A 17,617-nucleotide genomic window follows, 5' to 3' on the forward strand; every position below is an offset into this window, starting at 1 on the left:
GGAGTTGTTAAAATCCACGTGGCAAAATGCTCTCGATAGGTGGAGTTGTTAAAATCCACGTGGCAAAATGCTCTCGATAGATGGAGTTGTTAAAATCCATGTGGCAAAATGCTCTCGATAGGTGGAGTTGTTAAAATCCACGTGGCAAAATGCTCTCGATAGGTGGAGTTGTTAAAATCCACGTGGCAAAATGCTCTCGATAGATGGAGTTGTTAAAATCCACGTGGCAAAATGCTCTCGATAGGTGGAGTTGTTAAAATCCACATGGCAAAATGCTCTCGACGATCAGAGTTAGTCAAATCCAAGCGGTAAAATATTATCGAAGGGCATAAAGTAGGAAATTCAGATTGGAAAAATCACTATGCAAATTGTTTATTGAGAATCTGACTGATTTCGGTTAAATTTATTCTGTATTGAGTAAAGACCTAGCATGCTACGCCCCTGTATTGCGAACTTCGTGGTTATTCCTACAAATTTCCTTTTAATTCCAATTCCTCTGCTACCTCTTTCATGGCCTCAATGCAATCGTGAATTAAATCAGGAATCTCGATGTTTAACATTTCGGCCCCACGCTCAATAACTGTTCTGTCTACTCCGGCAGCAAAGCGTTTGTTTTTCCAGTTGCGTTTCACCGATTTTACTTTCATATCCAACACCGATTTCGATGGGCGGATTAGGGCTGTAGTCCTTATTAATCCCGTTAGTTCATCAACTGCATATAAAGTTTTTTCGAGAGTAGTTTTGGGAACTACTTTGGTACAGGTAAGATAAGCATGACTTTCAACAGCACGAATATATTCGTCGGGCCAATTTTCTGATTCTAGAATTTCTCGTGTTTTTTTACAGTGTTGTTCAGGGAATTTATCCCAATCTAAATCGTGAACCAGACCTATAACGCCCCATTTTTCTTCATTTTCTCCATGTTTTCGGGCATAATATCGCATGCAGGCTTCAACAGCTTTGGCATGAATTAGTAGGCTTGGATTTTCGGTGTAAGTAGTTAGTAAATTATATGCTTCTTGGCGTGTAGGAATTTTACTCATCTGTTTAATTTCTAATTTTCTTTAAAAATAACCGTAAAAGTTGAACCTGCATCTATCTGACTATTAATTTGCATTTCGCCATTAATAATTTCCAGATAATCGAGTACAGTACATAAACCTAATCCGGTTGTTCTTTGTCCCGATAAACCTTCTTTTCTGATTGGTGATTTTTTGTAAATACTTTCAACAACATGCGGAGGCATTCCAATACCATTGTCTTTTATCTCTACATAAACACAATTATTTTTGCTATAACTGCTAATGATTACGCTACCATTTTTATGGCTAAATTTCATGGCATTTTGAACGATATTACGAATAATAAATTTGCAGATATTTTTGTCGGTATTCAGCACTAGGTTTTCTTGTAGTTTGGTTTCAAAATTTATATTTCCAAGGTTAATTTGAAATGTTTTACAAGTATCAAGTATGATTTCGTTTACATCGAATTGAGATATTTCTATGGTTGGACCTTCTTTCGATTGATTGATTCCCCAGTAAAAAAGATCATCAAGTAAAGCATTGGTTTGAGTGGCCACATGTAGCAAATCTTTTTCCAGATTTTCACCTTCCGGAGGATTTAATTTAAAATCTTCATCATTTAAAAGGCCCGAAATACCTAGTATAACACCAATAGAACCTCTAAGATCGTGGGCCAGAATAGAAAAGAATTTATTTTTATCAGTAATTGCTTGCTGTAATTCCGAGTTGGTTTTATTTAATTCGGATGTTTTTTCAGAGACAAGAACTTTTAAATGCTCGGCTCTTTTTTGTTTGCTTTTTAACCAAATTAGAAGAGTAAAAATAATTACAATTAAAATAATTACACAAGCCAAACTTATTTTAAGAAGAAAATCACTAGTCTCTGGCTGATTAATTGTTTGACTTCCTTTAGGTAATTGGGCAGCTTTTATGTCAAAATTAATCATTTCGTTATGGTCAAAAATATAAGTATTTTCCAGCTCGGTATATTGAGGAATCGATTGGCTGCCCGATTCGATTATTTTAAGAGCTAGCAGGGCTGCATTTTTTCCCTGTTGGTATCCACTGGTAATTTTTCCTCCAAAAATTCCCTTGTTTAAATAAAAGTCCCACGAACCAAAAATCGGTACATTAGATACTTTTTTAATGGTATTAATGCCATTACGGTAAGAGATAAATTTATTGTTCTTATCACGATTAAGTACCAATAAATAAATTGCGCAAGAATCGCTTAATTTGGATACTTTTTCTTGCAAACTTTCAATGGAAAAATCGGAAAAGACTTCGAAGTTTAACTCATTTTTAAAAAAAGGCAATACTTTTCGAAGTTCATTAGTAATCGCTTTGCCAGTTATGGTATTATCGTTAATTATCAGTATGTTTTTTCTTTGTGGAAATATTTTTTTTATTGAAGATAGGGTTCCATAATGATCTGCTTTTTCTCCAAATCCGTGAAAATTAGGATATTTATGAAGGATTTCAGGATTTAAATTATTTACTCCACAGTAAATTACGGGTATGTTCGGGTAAAATTGATTTCCATGTTTACACATAAAGTCGAAAGCAGCATTATCGGCAACAATAATTGCTTTAAAGGGGATGTCTTTTGCTTTTGTTTTATAAATATTCTGAAGTGCAAGTTGATAGGCGTCGTTATCATTGCGTTTAATATCTAAATACTCAAAAACCAAATTAATATGATGGTTTTGATTCATCACATTTAATATGCCACTGGAAATACTATCTGTCCACTCAAGTCCCTGATGATAGCTTTGCAATATTAGTACATCATATTCTTTAGTAACGATATCTTTTGCAGAAGAAGAAAAATAGCTAGTTAAAGTTAGTAATAAGCAGAAAAGTAATAGGGGAAAATTGCTTTTGAGTTTATGCATTACTTTAAATTTTGGGTTATTTACACTATACGCTTATTGATATTGTAAGTTATATAAGCAGGATATCTCTAGCTAATTCTTTTTTAAACCAAATTTAAATAGTAGATTTAAGAATTAAAGATCTGAAATTAATGTTATGAAGAAACATAGTACTACAAGACGAGGTTTTTTTGCAAGATTAGGTTTGACTATTGGTGCTGCAGCTTTTATTGAAACAGAGGCTTTGGCTGATATTAGTTTAAATCAGACTTCGAGTCGTGAAGAGCGTGATGCTTTTCTTTTTCAATACGAAAAGTGGGTTGATCAGTATATAGAAGTGGTTGAAGAGGAAAAGAAAAGTGCAGTAAATATCGAAAATAAAAAACGAATTATGGAGCTTTCGGATGAGGCGCAATCCTGGCAAAGTAAAATTAAAGAATACATACAGCATGATGATTTTAAAGATAAATACATTGCATTATCTAAGAAACTTGCCAATACTATTACTCCAGAACTAGAATCATAAATCTTTAAATCAATTATTTAGTCAACAATTAGGGCGATGCATAGCATCGCTTTTTTTTGTTTGAGTTTTTTTAGTGCAGAATTATTTTACGAATTACTATTTTGAAAGACAGACTTATGATATAAGCCTGAAACTGATCCTGTTTTTTAGCTTCTGTTGGCAAGTCTATTTTTGCTAACTTTAAGCACTAAATATTATCGAATATAACTATGAACAAAACAAAGGCATGGATACATGCATTTAGATTGAGGACTTTACCTTTAGCACTTTCTAATATATTTTTAGGTAGCCTTCTGGCTGCATCCGATGGGGTTTTTGGTATTAAAATATTTGTTTTAGCAATGCTAACCACTCTTTTTTTGCAAGTTTTATCAAATTTGGCCAACGATTTGGGAGACTCTATTTCGGGTGCTGATAATGAGAATAGAGTTGGTCCGGAACGTGCAGTGCAAAGTGGAATTATTAGTAAGAAGGAAATGATTCGTATGGTAATTGTTTTTGTTTTCTTAAGTTTTGTAACGGGTTTGTATTTGCTATGGGAGGCATTACAATTGTTAAATTATACTCAGGCTTTTCTTATGCTTGGCTTAGGTGTTTTAGCAATTGGCGCAGCAATTAATTACACAGTAGGAAAAAATCCTTATGGTTATAATGGTTTTGGAGATTTACTGGTTTTTTTGTTTTTTGGATTGGCAGGTGTTTTAGGTACATATTTTTTGCATACCGGAACTTTAAACTGGACTTTGCTTTTGCCGGCTACTTCGCTTGGATTGTTAAGTGTTGGCGTATTAAATTTAAATAATATGCGCGATGTAGAAAATGATACCAAGCACGGAAAACGAACTTTAGTCGTTAAAATAGGATCAGCTAAAGCTAGAATTTATCATCTTTTTTTAATTGTAATTGCAATGAGTGCAGCTTGCATTTATGTTTTATTGCATTGGACTAATTCATTTCAATTTCTGTTTCTAATTAGCTTTCCTCCTTTAATTCAAAACATAAGGGTTGTTTTAAAAAATACCGAAGCTCAAAAATTAGATCCTGAACTAAAAAAATTAGCTTTCTCTGCTTTGTTGTTTAGTTTAAGTTTTGGTATAGGACTTATTTTATAAACATAAAAAAGATTTATTGTCTCATATTTAACTTCATATCTAAATAAAAATGCTTAAAGCAGATTATAGTTATTATCCACTAAAATTTAAGCAAGCAAGTGGAACTTCGCGGGGAATTTTAACAGAAAAAGATTCCTGGTTTATTCGAATTTGGGATGATAGAAATCCTGAGATCAAAGGAGTGGGGGAATGCTCTATTATTAAAGGTTTAAGCCCTGATAATCGTGAGGGGTATGTTGAGAAAATTAAAGAGGTATGTGATCAGATTGATGATTTTTGGTATTATCTGGAAGAAGGATTGAAGGAATGGCCTTCCATATATTTTGCTTTGGAAACCGCATTTCTCGATTTTAAATCGGCGGGAAGCAAAATATTATTTCCATCTGATTTTACCAATGGTAAAGCACAAATTCCAATAAATGGTTTGGTTTGGATGGGTGATTCATTATTTATGAAAGAACAAATTCAGGCTAAGCTGGAAATTGGTTTTGATTGTATTAAAATGAAAATTGGGGCAATTAATTTTGAGGAAGAACTGCAACTTCTGGAAATTATTCGTAATGATTTTGGTGCCGATAAAGTTGAATTGCGTGTTGATGCCAATGGGGCTTTTGCTCCAGAATTGGCAATGGAAAAATTAAATGCACTGGCGCAATTTGATTTGCATTCGATTGAGCAACCCATAAAGCAAGGACAAATTAAAGAAATGGCTGCATTGTGTGCAAAAACTCCTTTGCCAATTGCTTTAGATGAGGAGTTAATAGGCATATATAATTTTCAGGATAAGGCGAATTTGTTAGATCAAATAAAGCCTCAGTATATTATTTTAAAACCTAGTTTACTGGGCGGAATAAAAGGAAGCAAGGAGTGGATTGATTTGGCCGAGGAAAGAAAAATTCCCTGGTGGATTACATCGGCACTGGAGTCAAATATTGGTTTAAATGCGATTGCTCAATGGACGTATACGCTTAAAAATAAAATGCCTCAAGGTTTGGGAACAGGACAAATATATACCAACAATATTACATCTCCTTTGTTTATGGATAAAGGCTTTTTAGCTTACGATAAAAGTTTAAAGTGGGAGAAAATCTGAGATGAACAGCGAACTTACAATTAATGGGATACATTACAACAAGGAAGAACTGAGTATCTATTGTGACAATATAATTTCTAATTCCCTTAATGAATGGGAATGTGATTATTGCAGGTTTATTCAGGAGTGGATGAATAATTCAGATTTTGTTCATGCTAAAACATCTGGGTCCACAGGTGTTCCAAAACAAATAATCCTTTCCAAACAAAAAATGATAAATTCGGCTCGTTTAACGGGCGAATTTTTTGAATTTTCTAAAAGACAAACTGCATTACTCTGTTTATCGACAAATTTTATTGCCGGAAAAATGATGCTGGTGCGAGCTTTCGAATGGCAGTTGAATCTTATCCCTGTTGAACCTAATGGCCATCCGCTAAAATATGTGAGTCGAAATATCGATTTTGCAGCTATGATTCCTTTACAGGTGAAAAATTCCTTATCCGAAAACTCAGGATTAGAGCATATAAAAAACCTGTTAATTGGTGGCGGAGCTGTTGATAATCATCTTGAAGATAGTTTACAGCTTTTAAAAACTCACTGTTTTGTGGGATATGGTATGACTGAAACGGTTTCGCATGTAGCTCTCCGAAGTTTGAATGGACCTAATAAATCTGCTTCATATTATGCAATGGGTAATGCCGAATTTTCAACTGATAATCGTGGTTGTTTGTGTATAAGTTCACCATTAATAGTAGAACAAAAATTGCTTACCAACGATATGGTTGAACTTATTAGTAAGAAAGAATTTAAGTGGTTGGGACGTTTCGATAATGTAATTAATTCGGGAGGAATAAAATTATTTCCCGAGCAAATTGAGGCAAAACTGCAGGATTTAATAGAAGAACCTTTTTTTCTTGCAGGTATACCCGATAATCATTTAGGCGAAAAATTAATTTTGCTAATAGAGAGTCCTACAGCTGAAGCCAGGAAAAAAGAAGAATTGATCAGGCAAATAAAAAGCCTGTTCGATAAATTCGAACAGGCTCGGGAAATATTTTATGTTCCAAAGTTCAAAAGAACATTAACAGGAAAAATTCAGCGTGAAGTAACTTTACTGACATCTAAGCTTTCAAGATAAGTAACCAATTGCACTAAAGCTTTCGATTCTTTCCAACTATAATTGTTTTTTTTCATAAACGAATTTGCGAAAGCTTCTTTTCCTTTGTAAATATTAATAATTTCAGATTTTAAAGAATTTACTTTTTTAGGAAAATTTCCGTCTGCTTCAACAAAAAATACATTTTTGATATTCCATCCTGATGTTTCAGAACTGGACTTTTTAATAGAATATTTAATGTATAAATTTTTATTTCCTGCATGTATCTTTTGAAGATAACCATTTAAGGAATCACCCTTTAAAAGGTACTTTTTAAATACAAATAAATTTCCGTCAATCTCAACTTCTGAAAGTTTCCTGGGAAAAGAGATCCTTCCATATTGCTTATTAATTTTACATTCTATTACTTCTTCAGAAATATTATATCGAATTCCTTCGGGCGTAATTGTTCCCTTGGTTTTGGTGATAATTTTACCTGATTTAAAATTTTGATTAAGATAACAGATAGGTGAATTAACCGAGGTTTTAGATAAGTGCGTTGGAACAAAGTATTGCAAAATACCATAAGTTGGATATTGCAATTTGTGAATTGCTTTATCTGCACTAAAGCCTTGATTTATAGGTGTAAAAAAGAAAAAGAAAGATAGGAATAGTATAATCTTAGTCATAAAGTAAATTTTTTGGTTAATAGAAGGTGAAAATACATATTAATTGAATCCAGTTAGCGTTAATGGTATTTGTTTTGATTAGGAAATCTATTTACTGTTCCGCAAACGAGTGTATACCTTAGAAAGCAAAAAAATGTCTGTTTTGACTTATTATCTTATTTTAATTTATTTTTAAATACTTGTTTAAATTTTTCCATTTTCGGTTGAATTACAAATCTACAATATGCTTGATTTGAGTTGTTTTGAAAATAATCCTGGTGGTAGTTTTCGGCAGGATAGAATTGAGATTGCTCTGTAATTTCAGTAACAATTGGATTATCCCAGGCACCAGATTTATCCAGTTCTTTTTTATAGACTTCGGCGAGTTGCTTTTGTCGATCAGAATGGTAAAAGATAACAGACCTGTATTGCGTTCCTCTGTCTGCACCCTGACGATTTAAAGTTGTTGGATTATGTGTTTGCCAGAATACCTCAAGCAGTTCATCGTAACTAATAATAGTGGAATCGTAACTGATTTGACAAACTTCGGCATGTCCCGTTTCGCCACTACAAATTTCTTTATAACTTGGGTTTTGTGTTTCTCCTCCCATATATCCTGATACCACCTTTTCAACTCCCTTTAATTCCTGAAACAATGCTTCAACGCACCAAAAGCATCCAGCTCCAAATGTTGCTGTATTTATATTAGTCGTTTCTTTTTTATTCATATCATGATTTTCTTTATTTGTTGAACTAGTAAATCCAGAAAAAAACAGGCAAAATATTATTATTAATTTATTCATCTGTACTTAATTTAAGCTCTTATTTATATTCATTCTTAATGTACTTAAATCATTGTTGTAATCAAAATTAAGATTTGCTATATTTTGTATTTATTTAATTTTTAAAGTGAATTGTGATTTATTAATGATTTATAAGTAGTAGGAGAGCATGTAAAATACTATGATATATATTGATAATTTGATACTTTGTATATATCTTTTAAGATTTGATATATTAAAACAAGTTGTTTATTTTATGTGTACTTTAACTTTTATACCATTAGACAAGCATAACTATTTATTTACAACCAATAGAGACGAAATGCCTGCTCGGGAGGCTGGTTTGCCTGTAAATAATTTAGTAAATGGTGCGAGAGTTTTATATCCGGAAGATAAAAAAGAAAAAGGAACCTGGATTTTGTGTACGGTTACTTTTTCTATGTGCCTTTTAAATGGTGCTTTTAATAAACATGAAAGTAATCCGCCCTATAAAATAAGTCGGGGAAAAGTAATGTTGGAATTTTTAAATTATAATTCAACTTTAGATTTTATATTGAATTACAATTTTGATGGTGTTGAGCCATTCACAATTGTAATTATCCGATCGGATAGGGAACTTATGCTAGAAGAATTGCGTTGGGATGGCTCTAATTTCCATTACAGGAATTTAGATTCTCAAAAACCTGCACTATGGGCTTCCTGTGTATTATTTGATGATGAAAATCAGAATTTGAGGCGAATCAAGTTTAGGAATTGGCTTGCAGGAAGTGATTTTTCGCAGGAATCAGTATTAAACTTTCATAAAAATATGGGAATTGATGATTTGTTGAATACGACGTTAATAAATAGTGAAAATAAAGTGCAAACACTTAGTATAACACAAATCCGAAAATCGGATAAAAAATTAGCAATGTATTATGAAAATCTTTTAGAAGATAAAAAAGTAGAAGTTGCTTTAAAGTAAACAAGAGCTTTTTTTTAAGCTCTTGTTTATTCTCTAAATTCTATTATTTACCAGGACATTGCATTATAATCTCGGCTTTTATGTTTTGTTCTCCGTAAGCTTTATCAAAATTATCAGAGAATTGTTTAGCTAATTTTAATGCAGTTTTTTTGTACTTTTTAGCATCTTCCCATGTGTTTATTGGGTTTAACATTTCGCTGGGCACATTTTCACAAGCTTTTGGAATGTCTAAATGAAATAAATCATCTTTAATAAACTCACCTCCGTTTAAATTTCCATTAAGAGCAGCCTCAACCATTGCTCTGGTGTATTTAAGTTTAATTCTTGATCCGGTTCCATAAGATCCACCGCTCCATCCGGTATTAATAAGGAATACATTTGTATTATGCTTATCCATTTTATCGCCTAGCATTTCGGCATAAATACTAGGATTACAAGGCATAAATGGTTGCCCAAAGAAACGAGAGAATGTAGCTTGTGGTTCGGTAACTCCAGTTTCTGTACCTGCTAATTTTGATGTATATCCCATAAGGAACCAAAGCATAGCTTGTTCTTTGCTCAATTTTGAGATTGGAGGCAATACTCCGTATGCATCGGCAGTAAGGAATAAAATTGTAGTTGGATTACCAGAAGTAGAACTTTCTTTTATGTTTTTTAAAAATGTAAGCGGGTAACTTGCTCTCGAGTTTGGAGTATATCTATCGTCAAAGAAATCAATTTCTCCATTTGGATACATCATTGCATTTTCTAGAATAGCACCATGTTTAGTGTATTCTGCGTTGTGCATTACAGCATCGTAAATTTCAGGTTCGTTTTCAGGCTTAATATCTATCATTTTAGCATAGCAGCCGTTTTCAAAGTTAAATATGCCATTATCACTCCAGCCATGCTCATCGTCGCCCAATAAGGCTCTGTGTGGATCTGCAGATAGTGTTGTTTTTCCTGTTCCCGATAAGCCTAATAAAAGAGCAGAATCGCCATTTTTACCTTCGTTTGCCGAACAATGTAAAGGTAAAACACCTTTAAATGGTAAATAATAATTCATAACGGTAAACATGAGTTTTTTAATTGAACCCATATAGGCAGAACCAAATACGATTCCAATTTTTTTGTCGAAATCAACTACTACGCAGATATCTGAAGTATCTCCATTGGGTAAATTGCGAACTAAACCTTTATAGCGGTCTTTATTGAGTTTATTTTTTGGTAAAGCTATTAAATGAAATTCATCATCAGCAAAAACCGAATTTTTAATATCCGAAGGTATAGGTCTAAACATGTTGTCAACAAAAACCTGACTCAAGGTATTGTCGCAAATTGTTTTTACTGGTAATGCGAACTTAGAATCTGCCCCAATTACCCTATCGGTAACGTAAATGGTTTCTTTGTTTGCAATAACTTCAAGTGCATCCTCAAAAATCATTGTAAAGGTATGTTCATTCATACCGATATTATTTGGGGATGACCAATCGATATTAAAATCACTTTCAGGGTTTTTCACAATATATGTATCCTTAGGGCTTCTTCCTGTTGAGCAAGCCGGAGTCCATGTTGCTAATGTTCCATTTGGGGTTAATATTGCATCTTTATTTTCTACAGCCCGAGAAATGAGAATTTCCCTTGGAAGATTCTCTTGAATGTTAGAATGTTTTTTTAATGATTTTTTTAACTTTTCAATCATACTTGTTTCAATAACGTTCATTTGGCATATAATTTTGGTTTGGAGGATCAAAAGTATGATACTGTATGAATAAATCCTACCAGAATAAAATTTTTTCTAATTTTTTAATGTATTGTTTTTCAGGAAGTTTTACTACCTTTATCATGGGGAAGATTGATCTAGGGTCCATGAATTGTATGATTTTTAGAAATTTTTCCCATATCTTTTGTTTAAGATAATTATTTCTTTCTATTGAAATACAAACGTTTGCAATAACGTTAGATCATATAAATAGGACAAATATTATGCAATATTTGAAGTAAGTTTGAGTAGGTAATTTTGTGTCTAAAATCAACATTGAAGTTATAAAAAAACCTCCAAAACGAAAGTTTTGGAGGTTTAAAAATAATAATATTTTAAATTCCTGTAAAAAAACAGGTAAGGGGCTAAATTAATTAGTCTTTAGATCTTGGATGAAAGTTTTTAATAGTTTCTTTTAAATACTCTCTATCCAAATGAGTGTAAATTTCAGTTGTAAGAATAGATTCGTGACCTAACATTTCTTGAACAGCCCTTAAATCAGCACCACCTTCAACAAGATGAGAAGCAAATGAGTGACGGAAAGTGTGAGGAGAAACATTTTTCTTTAAACCTACTTTTTTCGAAAGGTTCTTAATAATCGTAAAAATCATTACTCGAGACAATTTTCTTCCTCTTCTGTTCAAGAAAAGAATATCTTCACTGTCTTTATCTATATTTAATTTACCACGATAGTTTTTAAGATATAATTTAATTTCCTTTTTAGCTTTTTTTCCAATTGGAATTAAACGCTCTTTGTTTCCTTTACCATGAATTTTAATAAAACCCATGCGAAAATGAAGATTTGAAACACGTAAATCAATCAATTCAGATACTCTTAGTCCACAAGAGTATAGAGTTTCAAGAATAGCTCTGTTTCTTTGTCCTTCTGATTTATTCATATCTACAGCCTTAACTAAGATGTCAATTTCATCTGTAGTTAAAGTATCTGGAAGTTTACGTCCGATTTTTGGAGCTTCTAGTAAAGCTGTAGGATTTTTTTCAATAATTTCTTCAAGTAATAAATACTTAAAGAATGCTTTTATTCCTGATATTACACGGGCTTGTGTACGAGGACTGGTTCCTGCATCATTAATCCAGGCAACAAAATCTTTTAGATGTTGAAGTACCACTTCTTCAGGAGAAACTTCAATATTTTTTTCTCTAAAAAAAGTAGTAAGTTTAGTGATGTCGTTAATGTAAGCATCTACAGAATTCTTGGAGAGAGACTTCTCCAGAGTCAAGTAGGTCTTAAAATTTTCAATTGTTGTTGTCCAATTCATATTCTTCAGTTTTTAGTATGTAATTTTAATTGTATGTAATTGCTATATTATTACTAGTTTTACTTTTCAAAAGATAAGATACAAAATATTTATGATAATTCCTGTGTGCAATTTAAAAAAATATTACGTAAGCTTACAAGTTTTTGAAGAACTCTTTATGTTTAACCTTTAATTTTTTTGATAAGATGAATTTTTTGATCATAAACGGCCCAAATTTAAATTTACTTGGAGTACGTGAAAAATCTATATATGGAGAACTTTCCTTTGAATCGTACTTTAAAGATTTAAAAGCACAATATCATAATATTAATCTAGAGTATTATCAATCAAATATTGAGGGAGAATTAATTAATGAAATTCATCGTGTAGGCTTTAAATATGATGGTATTGTATTAAATGCAGGAGCTTATACACATACTTCAATTGCATTGGCAGATGCTATTGCCGCAGTCAATACACCAGTTATCGAAGTTCATATATCTAATGTTCATAAGCGTGAATCATTTAGATCTAAAACTATGATAGGTAAGGATTGCTTAGGAACAATTGCAGGATTCGGATTAAATTCATACCGATTGGCTATAGAAGCATTACTATTCGGTTTGGATGAAAGGTGATTTTTACCGGATAAAGGATTTTTTTTACATTCTTATTTTTATGCTATAGAAAATATACTTACTTAGCTCTCTTAAATTGTTTATCTTTGTGCAGCCAAAACTAATAATGAAAGAGTATTTCTATGAAGAAGCGCACAAAGATTATTGCCACCATCTCTGACAAGAAGTGTGATGTTGAGTTTCTTACACAACTTTTTGAGGAAGGTATGAATGTTGTGAGGTTAAACACAGCTCATCAAACACATGCCGATGCTCAAAAGGTAATTGATAATGTAAGAGAAGTATCAGACCGAATTGCATTGCTTGTAGACACAAAAGGTCCGGAGATTAGAACAATGGATGTGAAGGATGGACTTTACCTTAAAAAAGGGGAAAGTATTAAAATTAAAGGTAAAAGCGAAGGACTTGCAGCAGATGATTGCTTGTTAGTAAGCTATGTGGATTTTGTGAAAGATATCGAAGTTGGTAAAAAGATTTTGATTGATGATGGAGAATTAGAGTTACTGGTAGTTGATAAAAATGATCAATTCCTTACTGTAGAAGCACAAAATGAAGGACCCATTAAAAATCGAAAAAGTGTTAATGTTCCTGGTGTCTCTATAAAGTTACCTTCTTTAAGTAAAAAAGATCGATTGTTTATTGATTTTGCCATTGAACAGGATCTTGATTTTATTGCGCATTCTTTTGTTCGTCATAAAGAAGATGTAATTGAGATTCAGAAAATTCTTGATAAGTATGATTCGAAAGTAAAAATTATTGCTAAAATAGAAAACCAGGAAGGTGTTGATAATATCGATGAAATTCTTGATCATGTATATGGAGTAATGGTTGCCAGAGGTGATTTAGCCATCGAAATTCCTGCTCAAAAGATTCCTGTAATTCAGCGAAGAATTGTTAGAAAATGTATGGAAAGAAAGAAGCCTGTAATTATTGCAACACAAATGCTTCATTCTATGATTAGTAACCCAAGACCAACACGTGCCGAGGTAAGTGATGTTGCAAATGCTATTTATAATAGGACAGATGCAATAATGCTTAGTGGTGAAACGGCTTATGGTGATTATCCAGTTGAATCGGTTCGTTGCATGAAAGAAGTTGCTGTTGAGGTTGAAAAAGAATTATATCCAGATACTAGAAAGAATTTTGTTCCTAGTAATCAGGAGTTAACAGCTATTTTGGCTCGTTCGGCAGTTAAGTCTTCGCAATTATTGCCAGTAAAAGCGATTGTTACTGATACTTTAACAGGTAGAACAGGACGTTATTTGTCTGCTTATCGCGGAACTTCTCCGGTTTATGCATTGTGCTATTCGAAGAGAGTGATGCGTGAATTAGCTCTTTCTTATGGAGTTGAGGCTGGCTACAGAAAGTTATTAGCTAGTAGAGATGAATATGTGAAACAATCGATGTTTACTTTAATGAAGAAAAATTATTTTACTGCCGATGATATGGTGATTATTATAGGGGGTAGTTTTGGTCCTTCGAAAGGAGTTTCTTTTATGGAAATTAGTAAGGTTGATCAATTAACACACAAAGTATAAAACGCAATAGATATTCCAAAAAAAAAATGCGAATCAATTTGATTCGCATTTTTTTTAACATCTTAGGTAAATAAATACCAATGCTATTCCTATTCCAATTCCGGATATTACCAAATTAAAACTTCGCCTGTCGGTTTTAAAAAGAACAACAATAAGCGTTGAGATTAATATGGCAACAAAAGAAATTATTAAATAAGCGGATAATGTTCCCAGACTATATCCTGCAAAGGTAAAAAATTTAAAACCAGATCCGTATATTTTTGTGTAGTGCAGACTTAAAGCTGTACCTAGTGCCAGACCTGATAGTGCATAATAATTGTAGCGTATTGCGTTGGCTGATAAATTTTTTGAAACTATATTATGAATTCCTATACATAGAAAAGCGATCGCCAGAGCAAGTCTTATTGTTGATGCCGAAAAATTTGTAATATTCATATTTGCCAAAAGTAATCCAACGATTGATCCTAAACTTAATGCCAGCAGCAGAGATAAATAACTTTTATAGTCTTTTAATTGAAACACAATTCCAAAGAGTGCCAAAATTAAAAATAGATCAAAAGAGGATAGGGAAACCAGGTGAAAAAAAGCTGATTCTAAACTTGTAATTAATGTGTTCATATTAGTTTTATAATTATTTCCATTTAAGAATAGCTCTGCAATTTTCGATATTACTATCTTGCTTTTTAATGGCAAATTGTAATTCATTATTTGCATTTGATTGCATAAATATTGTTAATGTTTCAGCGAATTTTACTTCATGAAGGAAGTTAATTTCTAATTCGTCAATTTCTTTTTCATGAAGGAATTCAATTGGACAAGAATCAATAATCCATTTAAGGTATTTTACATTATTAACGTGCTGATTAATATCAATGTCGCTATAATGTACTTTTACGGATTCTTGTAATTCACCACAACTTAAGGCTTTTATTTTTTGTAGTGAATTTTTAAATAGTTTTTCATTTTCGAAGTAACTATCGCCAATAATATTGTGCGGACGAACAGGTCTTTTTGTTTTAAAGTTAATAATTAACCAGCACGAACTGGCAATCATCATTAGTTCTCCTTTTTCATTAAAAATTTTAAATTCTCTGTTGCCAAATAGCCCCTCTATGCCTGTTGGCCAGGTTTCTATTTTTAAAACATCTTTGCATTTTGGGTAATTAAATACTTTTATTTTTAACCGAGATAAAACCCATGAAAGGTTTTGCTTTCTTAGATCATCAATTCCCCAGTTTAAAGCTTCGGCATGCATGCCCGCAATTTCCTGAAGGTAGTTACAAATAGAGGTCATTTTAACCTTCCCACTAAAGTCGGTATCAAAGGATCCTATTCTAAAGTTTTGAGTATATTTTGATGTATTTATATCAGTATTCATTGGGCTAATTTAAATTTTAGTTTTTTACTTATGTATAAAAATCTGATTAACAGTAGAACTACAAATGGCAAAATTGCATTTGGTAATGACTGAGGAATAAAATACCAGCATCCTATAACAATTAAAAGTAAAATTGACATTATTAAAAAATAATAGTAAGAGTAGATGTTTTTCCGGGCAAGAAATATTAATGTTAAAGGAAAATGTATAGGTATTGCCCATAAGATATTTAAATTTGGTCCTGTAGCCTGATGATCGGTGAAGAACCAAAGAAAAATAATGATCCACCCAAGTAATCCACTTGCTCCATATAATAGATAATCAATTACAAATAGGTTCTTTTTTTTTCGATAATAGAATAAGCTTGCAATAAGTCCGAGAATGGCAATTATACCAAATATAAAAATGGGTCTTTGATACCAAACAGTAGTTTCTAAAATTAAAGTTTCTTTTAGTATTGTGTTTGTGGAAGAAACTAAGGGAACAGCAGAGTCTTTATTTATTATTTTTGCGTCGGCAAAAGCATGCATCATATTATCTGGTAAAAACATATACTCATAGGGAGTTGCTTCAATATCGCATGGAGTACCCAAAATTAAATGAATTCCTAAATATATCCATCGGCTTTTCTGCATGAAATGATCCAATAAATTCCAGAAAGTTTTAGGAGTATTCTTATTTTCAGGATATGTTATTTTACCCTTGGTATTTTTTTCTATTATATCGCGGATTCGAGTGGAGCAGTTGTCAAATAAAAAATCGTAATGATAAAAGCGGTTTTCGGGTTTGTAATTTTCGAGAATAGCTGCGAATAGTTTTCTTTTACTAGCTAAATCGAGATTTAGTTTTTGTTCAATTATTCCTCTTTTTTCATAAATATATGCTTTTTTATATCTTTCAAAATCAGCTGCAGCGAGTTTGTATTTTAATTTTCCACGAGCAAATTTTACGTAAAAGTTTGGAGTGTTAAAGTCGAAAGTTCCATAATTAAAAACAATATCCATATTGTTTTTTGGATCTTTAAAACGTAAACCCGAGTGTCCAAATAAAGAATATAATTCTTCGCCCGGAGAGCAGGTTAACAGGCTAACTTCCGATTGATCTGATAATTCCCGCGCAAAAGAATTAGAAAAAGAAGTAAGTGTAATAATCAGTAATATAATGTAGTATCGAAAGGATTTATTTCTTTTCATAAAATTGGATTTTTATCTGATCGAAGATAAGGAAAATACGACTATTTGGGATTATTTATTGGTTATAAAAAAATCCCCTGCAAAAAGGAGCAGAGGATTGAAATTTCTTTTAATAAAGATTATCTCATATCATTAATTTCAATATCTGGATTCTCTTCGGTATTAAAAACGAAATCAGAATCGGAAAATTGAATGTTAGGAGTTAAATTTTTCAGAACAATACTAACATCATTTCCGTCAACGCCTACTGATTTAAGTGAACTTATCTGGTTGGTTTTACTGTTAATTTTTAATCTAATGTATGAAAAACCTCTATCGGTGTCGATAGGAAATAAATCGATAACATGAACAGTTTCGGTATTTGTTTTTTCTTCGTTTACATATTTATAGGTAAAGCCTGTTTCGTAAATTGAAAATATTTTTGCCGGATTTAATGCTTCGTCTTCATCTTCTTCTGGTTCTGTAATGTTTACTTCTTCGGCATCTATAATATGCGAATACATAGTTGTACCATCGAAATAGGTATCAACGCCCATTAATTTTAAACGGTATTTATTGCCTTTTAATATGATATTTCCTTCCGAAATTTCATGAATATCTTCCTCTTCATTATCCATTGAAAAAGTAAAATTAGCCTTTATGCTTTTGTATTCTTTATTTTTGGCCGATACTTTATCTAAGATAGATTTTGCCTTATTATCCTGAGCTGAAATGCTCAAACTGGTTATTCCGATTAATATCAAGCAAAAGATGTTCTTCATGTTATGAAATTTTATAATTTATGCAAATA

17 protein-coding genes are annotated in these 17,617 nt (G+C 32.1%); 7 read left to right on the plus strand and 10 right to left on the minus strand.

The features are described 5' to 3' along the window. Window positions 1–467: 467 nt before the first annotated feature. Together ACT3CE_RS08685 and ACT3CE_RS08690 are read right to left on the minus strand one after the other, a co-directional pair. Entirely contained in the window at window positions 468–1,043 is a 576-nt protein-coding gene (locus ACT3CE_RS08685; protein ID WP_444709375.1) for an HD domain-containing protein, read from the minus strand. Window positions 1,044–1,054: 11 nt separating this feature from the next. After that, complete coding sequence (locus tag ACT3CE_RS08690) at window positions 1,055–2,920, minus strand: sensor histidine kinase (protein ID WP_444709376.1); 1,866 nt, start codon at window positions 2,918–2,920, stop codon at window positions 1,055–1,057. A gap of 136 nt (window positions 2,921–3,056) precedes the next feature. On the opposite strand from ACT3CE_RS08690, the gene ACT3CE_RS08695 reads away from it, so the two are divergent. From ACT3CE_RS08695 to ACT3CE_RS08710, 4 genes are all read left to right on the plus strand, one after another. Further along, window positions 3,057–3,425 (plus strand): hypothetical protein, encoded by a 369-nt coding sequence (locus ACT3CE_RS08695; protein ID WP_444709377.1) that lies wholly within the window; start codon window positions 3,057–3,059, stop codon window positions 3,423–3,425. Between the two features lie 209 nt (window positions 3,426–3,634). After that, window positions 3,635–4,537, plus strand: coding sequence for a 1,4-dihydroxy-2-naphthoate polyprenyltransferase (locus ACT3CE_RS08700; RefSeq protein WP_444709378.1), 903 nt, complete (start codon window positions 3,635–3,637; stop codon window positions 4,535–4,537). A 49-nt stretch (window positions 4,538–4,586) separates the two neighbouring features. Beyond that, window positions 4,587–5,630, plus strand: coding sequence for an o-succinylbenzoate synthase (locus ACT3CE_RS08705; protein ID WP_444709379.1), 1,044 nt, complete (start codon window positions 4,587–4,589; stop codon window positions 5,628–5,630). 1 nt (window position 5,631) lies between these two features. Beyond that, window positions 5,632–6,708 (plus strand): AMP-binding protein, encoded by a 1,077-nt coding sequence (locus ACT3CE_RS08710; protein ID WP_444709380.1) that lies wholly within the window; start codon window positions 5,632–5,634, stop codon window positions 6,706–6,708. On the opposite strand, the gene ACT3CE_RS08715 is transcribed toward ACT3CE_RS08710, so the two are convergent. Together ACT3CE_RS08715 and msrA are read right to left on the minus strand one after the other, a co-directional pair. Then, window positions 6,666–7,355 carry a hypothetical protein gene (locus ACT3CE_RS08715; protein ID WP_444709381.1) on the minus strand — a complete coding sequence of 230 codons (690 nt, stop codon included), beginning with the start codon at window positions 7,353–7,355 and terminating at the stop codon, window positions 6,666–6,668. The genes ACT3CE_RS08710 and ACT3CE_RS08715 overlap by 43 nt on opposite strands. 155 nt (window positions 7,356–7,510) lie before the next feature. Next, complete coding sequence (msrA, locus tag ACT3CE_RS08720; protein WP_444709382.1) at window positions 7,511–8,137, minus strand: peptide-methionine (S)-S-oxide reductase MsrA; 627 nt, start codon at window positions 8,135–8,137, stop codon at window positions 7,511–7,513. Between the two features lie 235 nt (window positions 8,138–8,372). Here msrA and ACT3CE_RS08725 point away from each other — a divergent pair, with 235 nt between their 5' ends. Beyond that, a complete protein-coding gene (locus ACT3CE_RS08725; RefSeq protein ID WP_444709383.1) occupies window positions 8,373–9,080 on the plus strand; it encodes an NRDE family protein in 708 nt (235 codons plus the stop codon). Window positions 9,081–9,123: 43 nt separating this feature from the next. Here ACT3CE_RS08725 and ACT3CE_RS08730 read toward each other — a convergent pair whose 3' ends face one another. Then, window positions 9,124–10,782 (minus strand): phosphoenolpyruvate carboxykinase (ATP), encoded by a 1,659-nt coding sequence (locus ACT3CE_RS08730; protein WP_444709384.1) that lies wholly within the window; start codon window positions 10,780–10,782, stop codon window positions 9,124–9,126. Window positions 10,783–11,195: 413 nt separating this feature from the next. Next, window positions 11,196–12,101, minus strand: a complete 906-nt coding sequence (gene xerD / locus ACT3CE_RS08735) for a site-specific tyrosine recombinase XerD (protein ID WP_444709385.1) — start codon at window positions 12,099–12,101, stop codon at window positions 11,196–11,198. A 185-nt stretch (window positions 12,102–12,286) separates the two neighbouring features. Between xerD and aroQ the strand changes: the two genes are divergently transcribed. Continuing rightward, the gene (aroQ, locus tag ACT3CE_RS08740; protein ID WP_444709386.1) at window positions 12,287–12,718 is read left to right on the plus strand and encodes a type II 3-dehydroquinate dehydratase; all 432 of its coding nucleotides are present in this window, start codon (window positions 12,287–12,289) and stop codon (window positions 12,716–12,718) included. 122 nt (window positions 12,719–12,840) lie between these two features. Then, window positions 12,841–14,256 (plus strand): pyruvate kinase, encoded by a 1,416-nt coding sequence (pyk, locus tag ACT3CE_RS08745; protein WP_444709387.1) that lies wholly within the window; start codon window positions 12,841–12,843, stop codon window positions 14,254–14,256. A 54-nt stretch (window positions 14,257–14,310) separates the two neighbouring features. On the opposite strand, the gene ACT3CE_RS08750 is transcribed toward pyk, so the two are convergent. The 4 genes from ACT3CE_RS08750 to ACT3CE_RS08765 form a co-directional block, all read right to left on the minus strand. Next, a complete protein-coding gene (locus ACT3CE_RS08750) occupies window positions 14,311–14,874 on the minus strand; it encodes a hypothetical protein (protein WP_444709388.1) in 564 nt (187 codons plus the stop codon). A gap of 13 nt (window positions 14,875–14,887) precedes the next feature. Then, window positions 14,888–15,634, minus strand: coding sequence for an acyl-[acyl-carrier-protein] thioesterase (locus tag ACT3CE_RS08755; protein WP_444709389.1), 747 nt, complete (start codon window positions 15,632–15,634; stop codon window positions 14,888–14,890). Further along, on the minus strand, window positions 15,631–16,827 hold the full coding sequence (locus ACT3CE_RS08760; protein WP_444709390.1) for a lipoprotein N-acyltransferase Lnb domain-containing protein: 1,197 nt from the start codon (window positions 16,825–16,827) through the stop codon (window positions 15,631–15,633). Before ACT3CE_RS08760 ends, ACT3CE_RS08755 begins: the two co-directional genes overlap by 4 nt. 119 nt (window positions 16,828–16,946) lie before the next feature. Then, a complete protein-coding gene (locus ACT3CE_RS08765; RefSeq protein ID WP_444709391.1) occupies window positions 16,947–17,588 on the minus strand; it encodes a LolA family protein in 642 nt (213 codons plus the stop codon). Window positions 17,589–17,617: the final 29 nt, after the last annotated feature.

Origin of the sequence: Marinifilum sp. RC60d5 (genome assembly GCF_052400665.1) — a bacterium.
Classification (GTDB): Bacteria; Bacteroidota; Bacteroidia; order Bacteroidales; family Marinifilaceae; genus JBQTGK01.

Bases quoted from the DNA above. Each gene is read 5' to 3' on its own strand.
- ACT3CE_RS08685 (WP_444709375.1), bottom strand. From the start codon at position 1,043: ATGAGTAAAATTCCTACACGCCAAGAAGCATATAATTTACTAACTACT.
- ACT3CE_RS08690 (WP_444709376.1), bottom strand. From the start codon at position 2,920: ATGCATAAACTCAAAAGCAATTTTCCCCTATTACTTTTCTGCTTATTA.
- ACT3CE_RS08695 (WP_444709377.1), top strand. From the start codon at position 3,057: ATGAAGAAACATAGTACTACAAGACGAGGTTTTTTTGCAAGATTAGGT.
- ACT3CE_RS08700 (WP_444709378.1), top strand. From the start codon at position 3,635: ATGAACAAAACAAAGGCATGGATACATGCATTTAGATTGAGGACTTTA.
- ACT3CE_RS08705 (WP_444709379.1), top strand. From the start codon at position 4,587: ATGCTTAAAGCAGATTATAGTTATTATCCACTAAAATTTAAGCAAGCA.
- ACT3CE_RS08710 (WP_444709380.1), top strand. From the start codon at position 5,632: ATGAACAGCGAACTTACAATTAATGGGATACATTACAACAAGGAAGAA.
- ACT3CE_RS08715 (WP_444709381.1), bottom strand. From the start codon at position 7,355: ATGACTAAGATTATACTATTCCTATCTTTCTTTTTCTTTTTTACACCT.
- msrA (WP_444709382.1), bottom strand. From the start codon at position 8,137: ATGAATAAATTAATAATAATATTTTGCCTGTTTTTTTCTGGATTTACT.
- ACT3CE_RS08725 (WP_444709383.1), top strand. From the start codon at position 8,373: ATGTGTACTTTAACTTTTATACCATTAGACAAGCATAACTATTTATTT.
- ACT3CE_RS08730 (WP_444709384.1), bottom strand. From the start codon at position 10,782: ATGAACGTTATTGAAACAAGTATGATTGAAAAGTTAAAAAAATCATTA.
- xerD (WP_444709385.1), bottom strand. From the start codon at position 12,101: ATGAATTGGACAACAACAATTGAAAATTTTAAGACCTACTTGACTCTG.
- aroQ (WP_444709386.1), top strand. From the start codon at position 12,287: ATGAATTTTTTGATCATAAACGGCCCAAATTTAAATTTACTTGGAGTA.
- pyk (WP_444709387.1), top strand. From the start codon at position 12,841: ATGAAGAAGCGCACAAAGATTATTGCCACCATCTCTGACAAGAAGTGT.
- ACT3CE_RS08750 (WP_444709388.1), bottom strand. From the start codon at position 14,874: ATGAACACATTAATTACAAGTTTAGAATCAGCTTTTTTTCACCTGGTT.
- ACT3CE_RS08755 (WP_444709389.1), bottom strand. From the start codon at position 15,634: ATGAATACTGATATAAATACATCAAAATATACTCAAAACTTTAGAATA.
- ACT3CE_RS08760 (WP_444709390.1), bottom strand. From the start codon at position 16,827: ATGAAAAGAAATAAATCCTTTCGATACTACATTATATTACTGATTATT.
- ACT3CE_RS08765 (WP_444709391.1), bottom strand. From the start codon at position 17,588: ATGAAGAACATCTTTTGCTTGATATTAATCGGAATAACCAGTTTGAGC.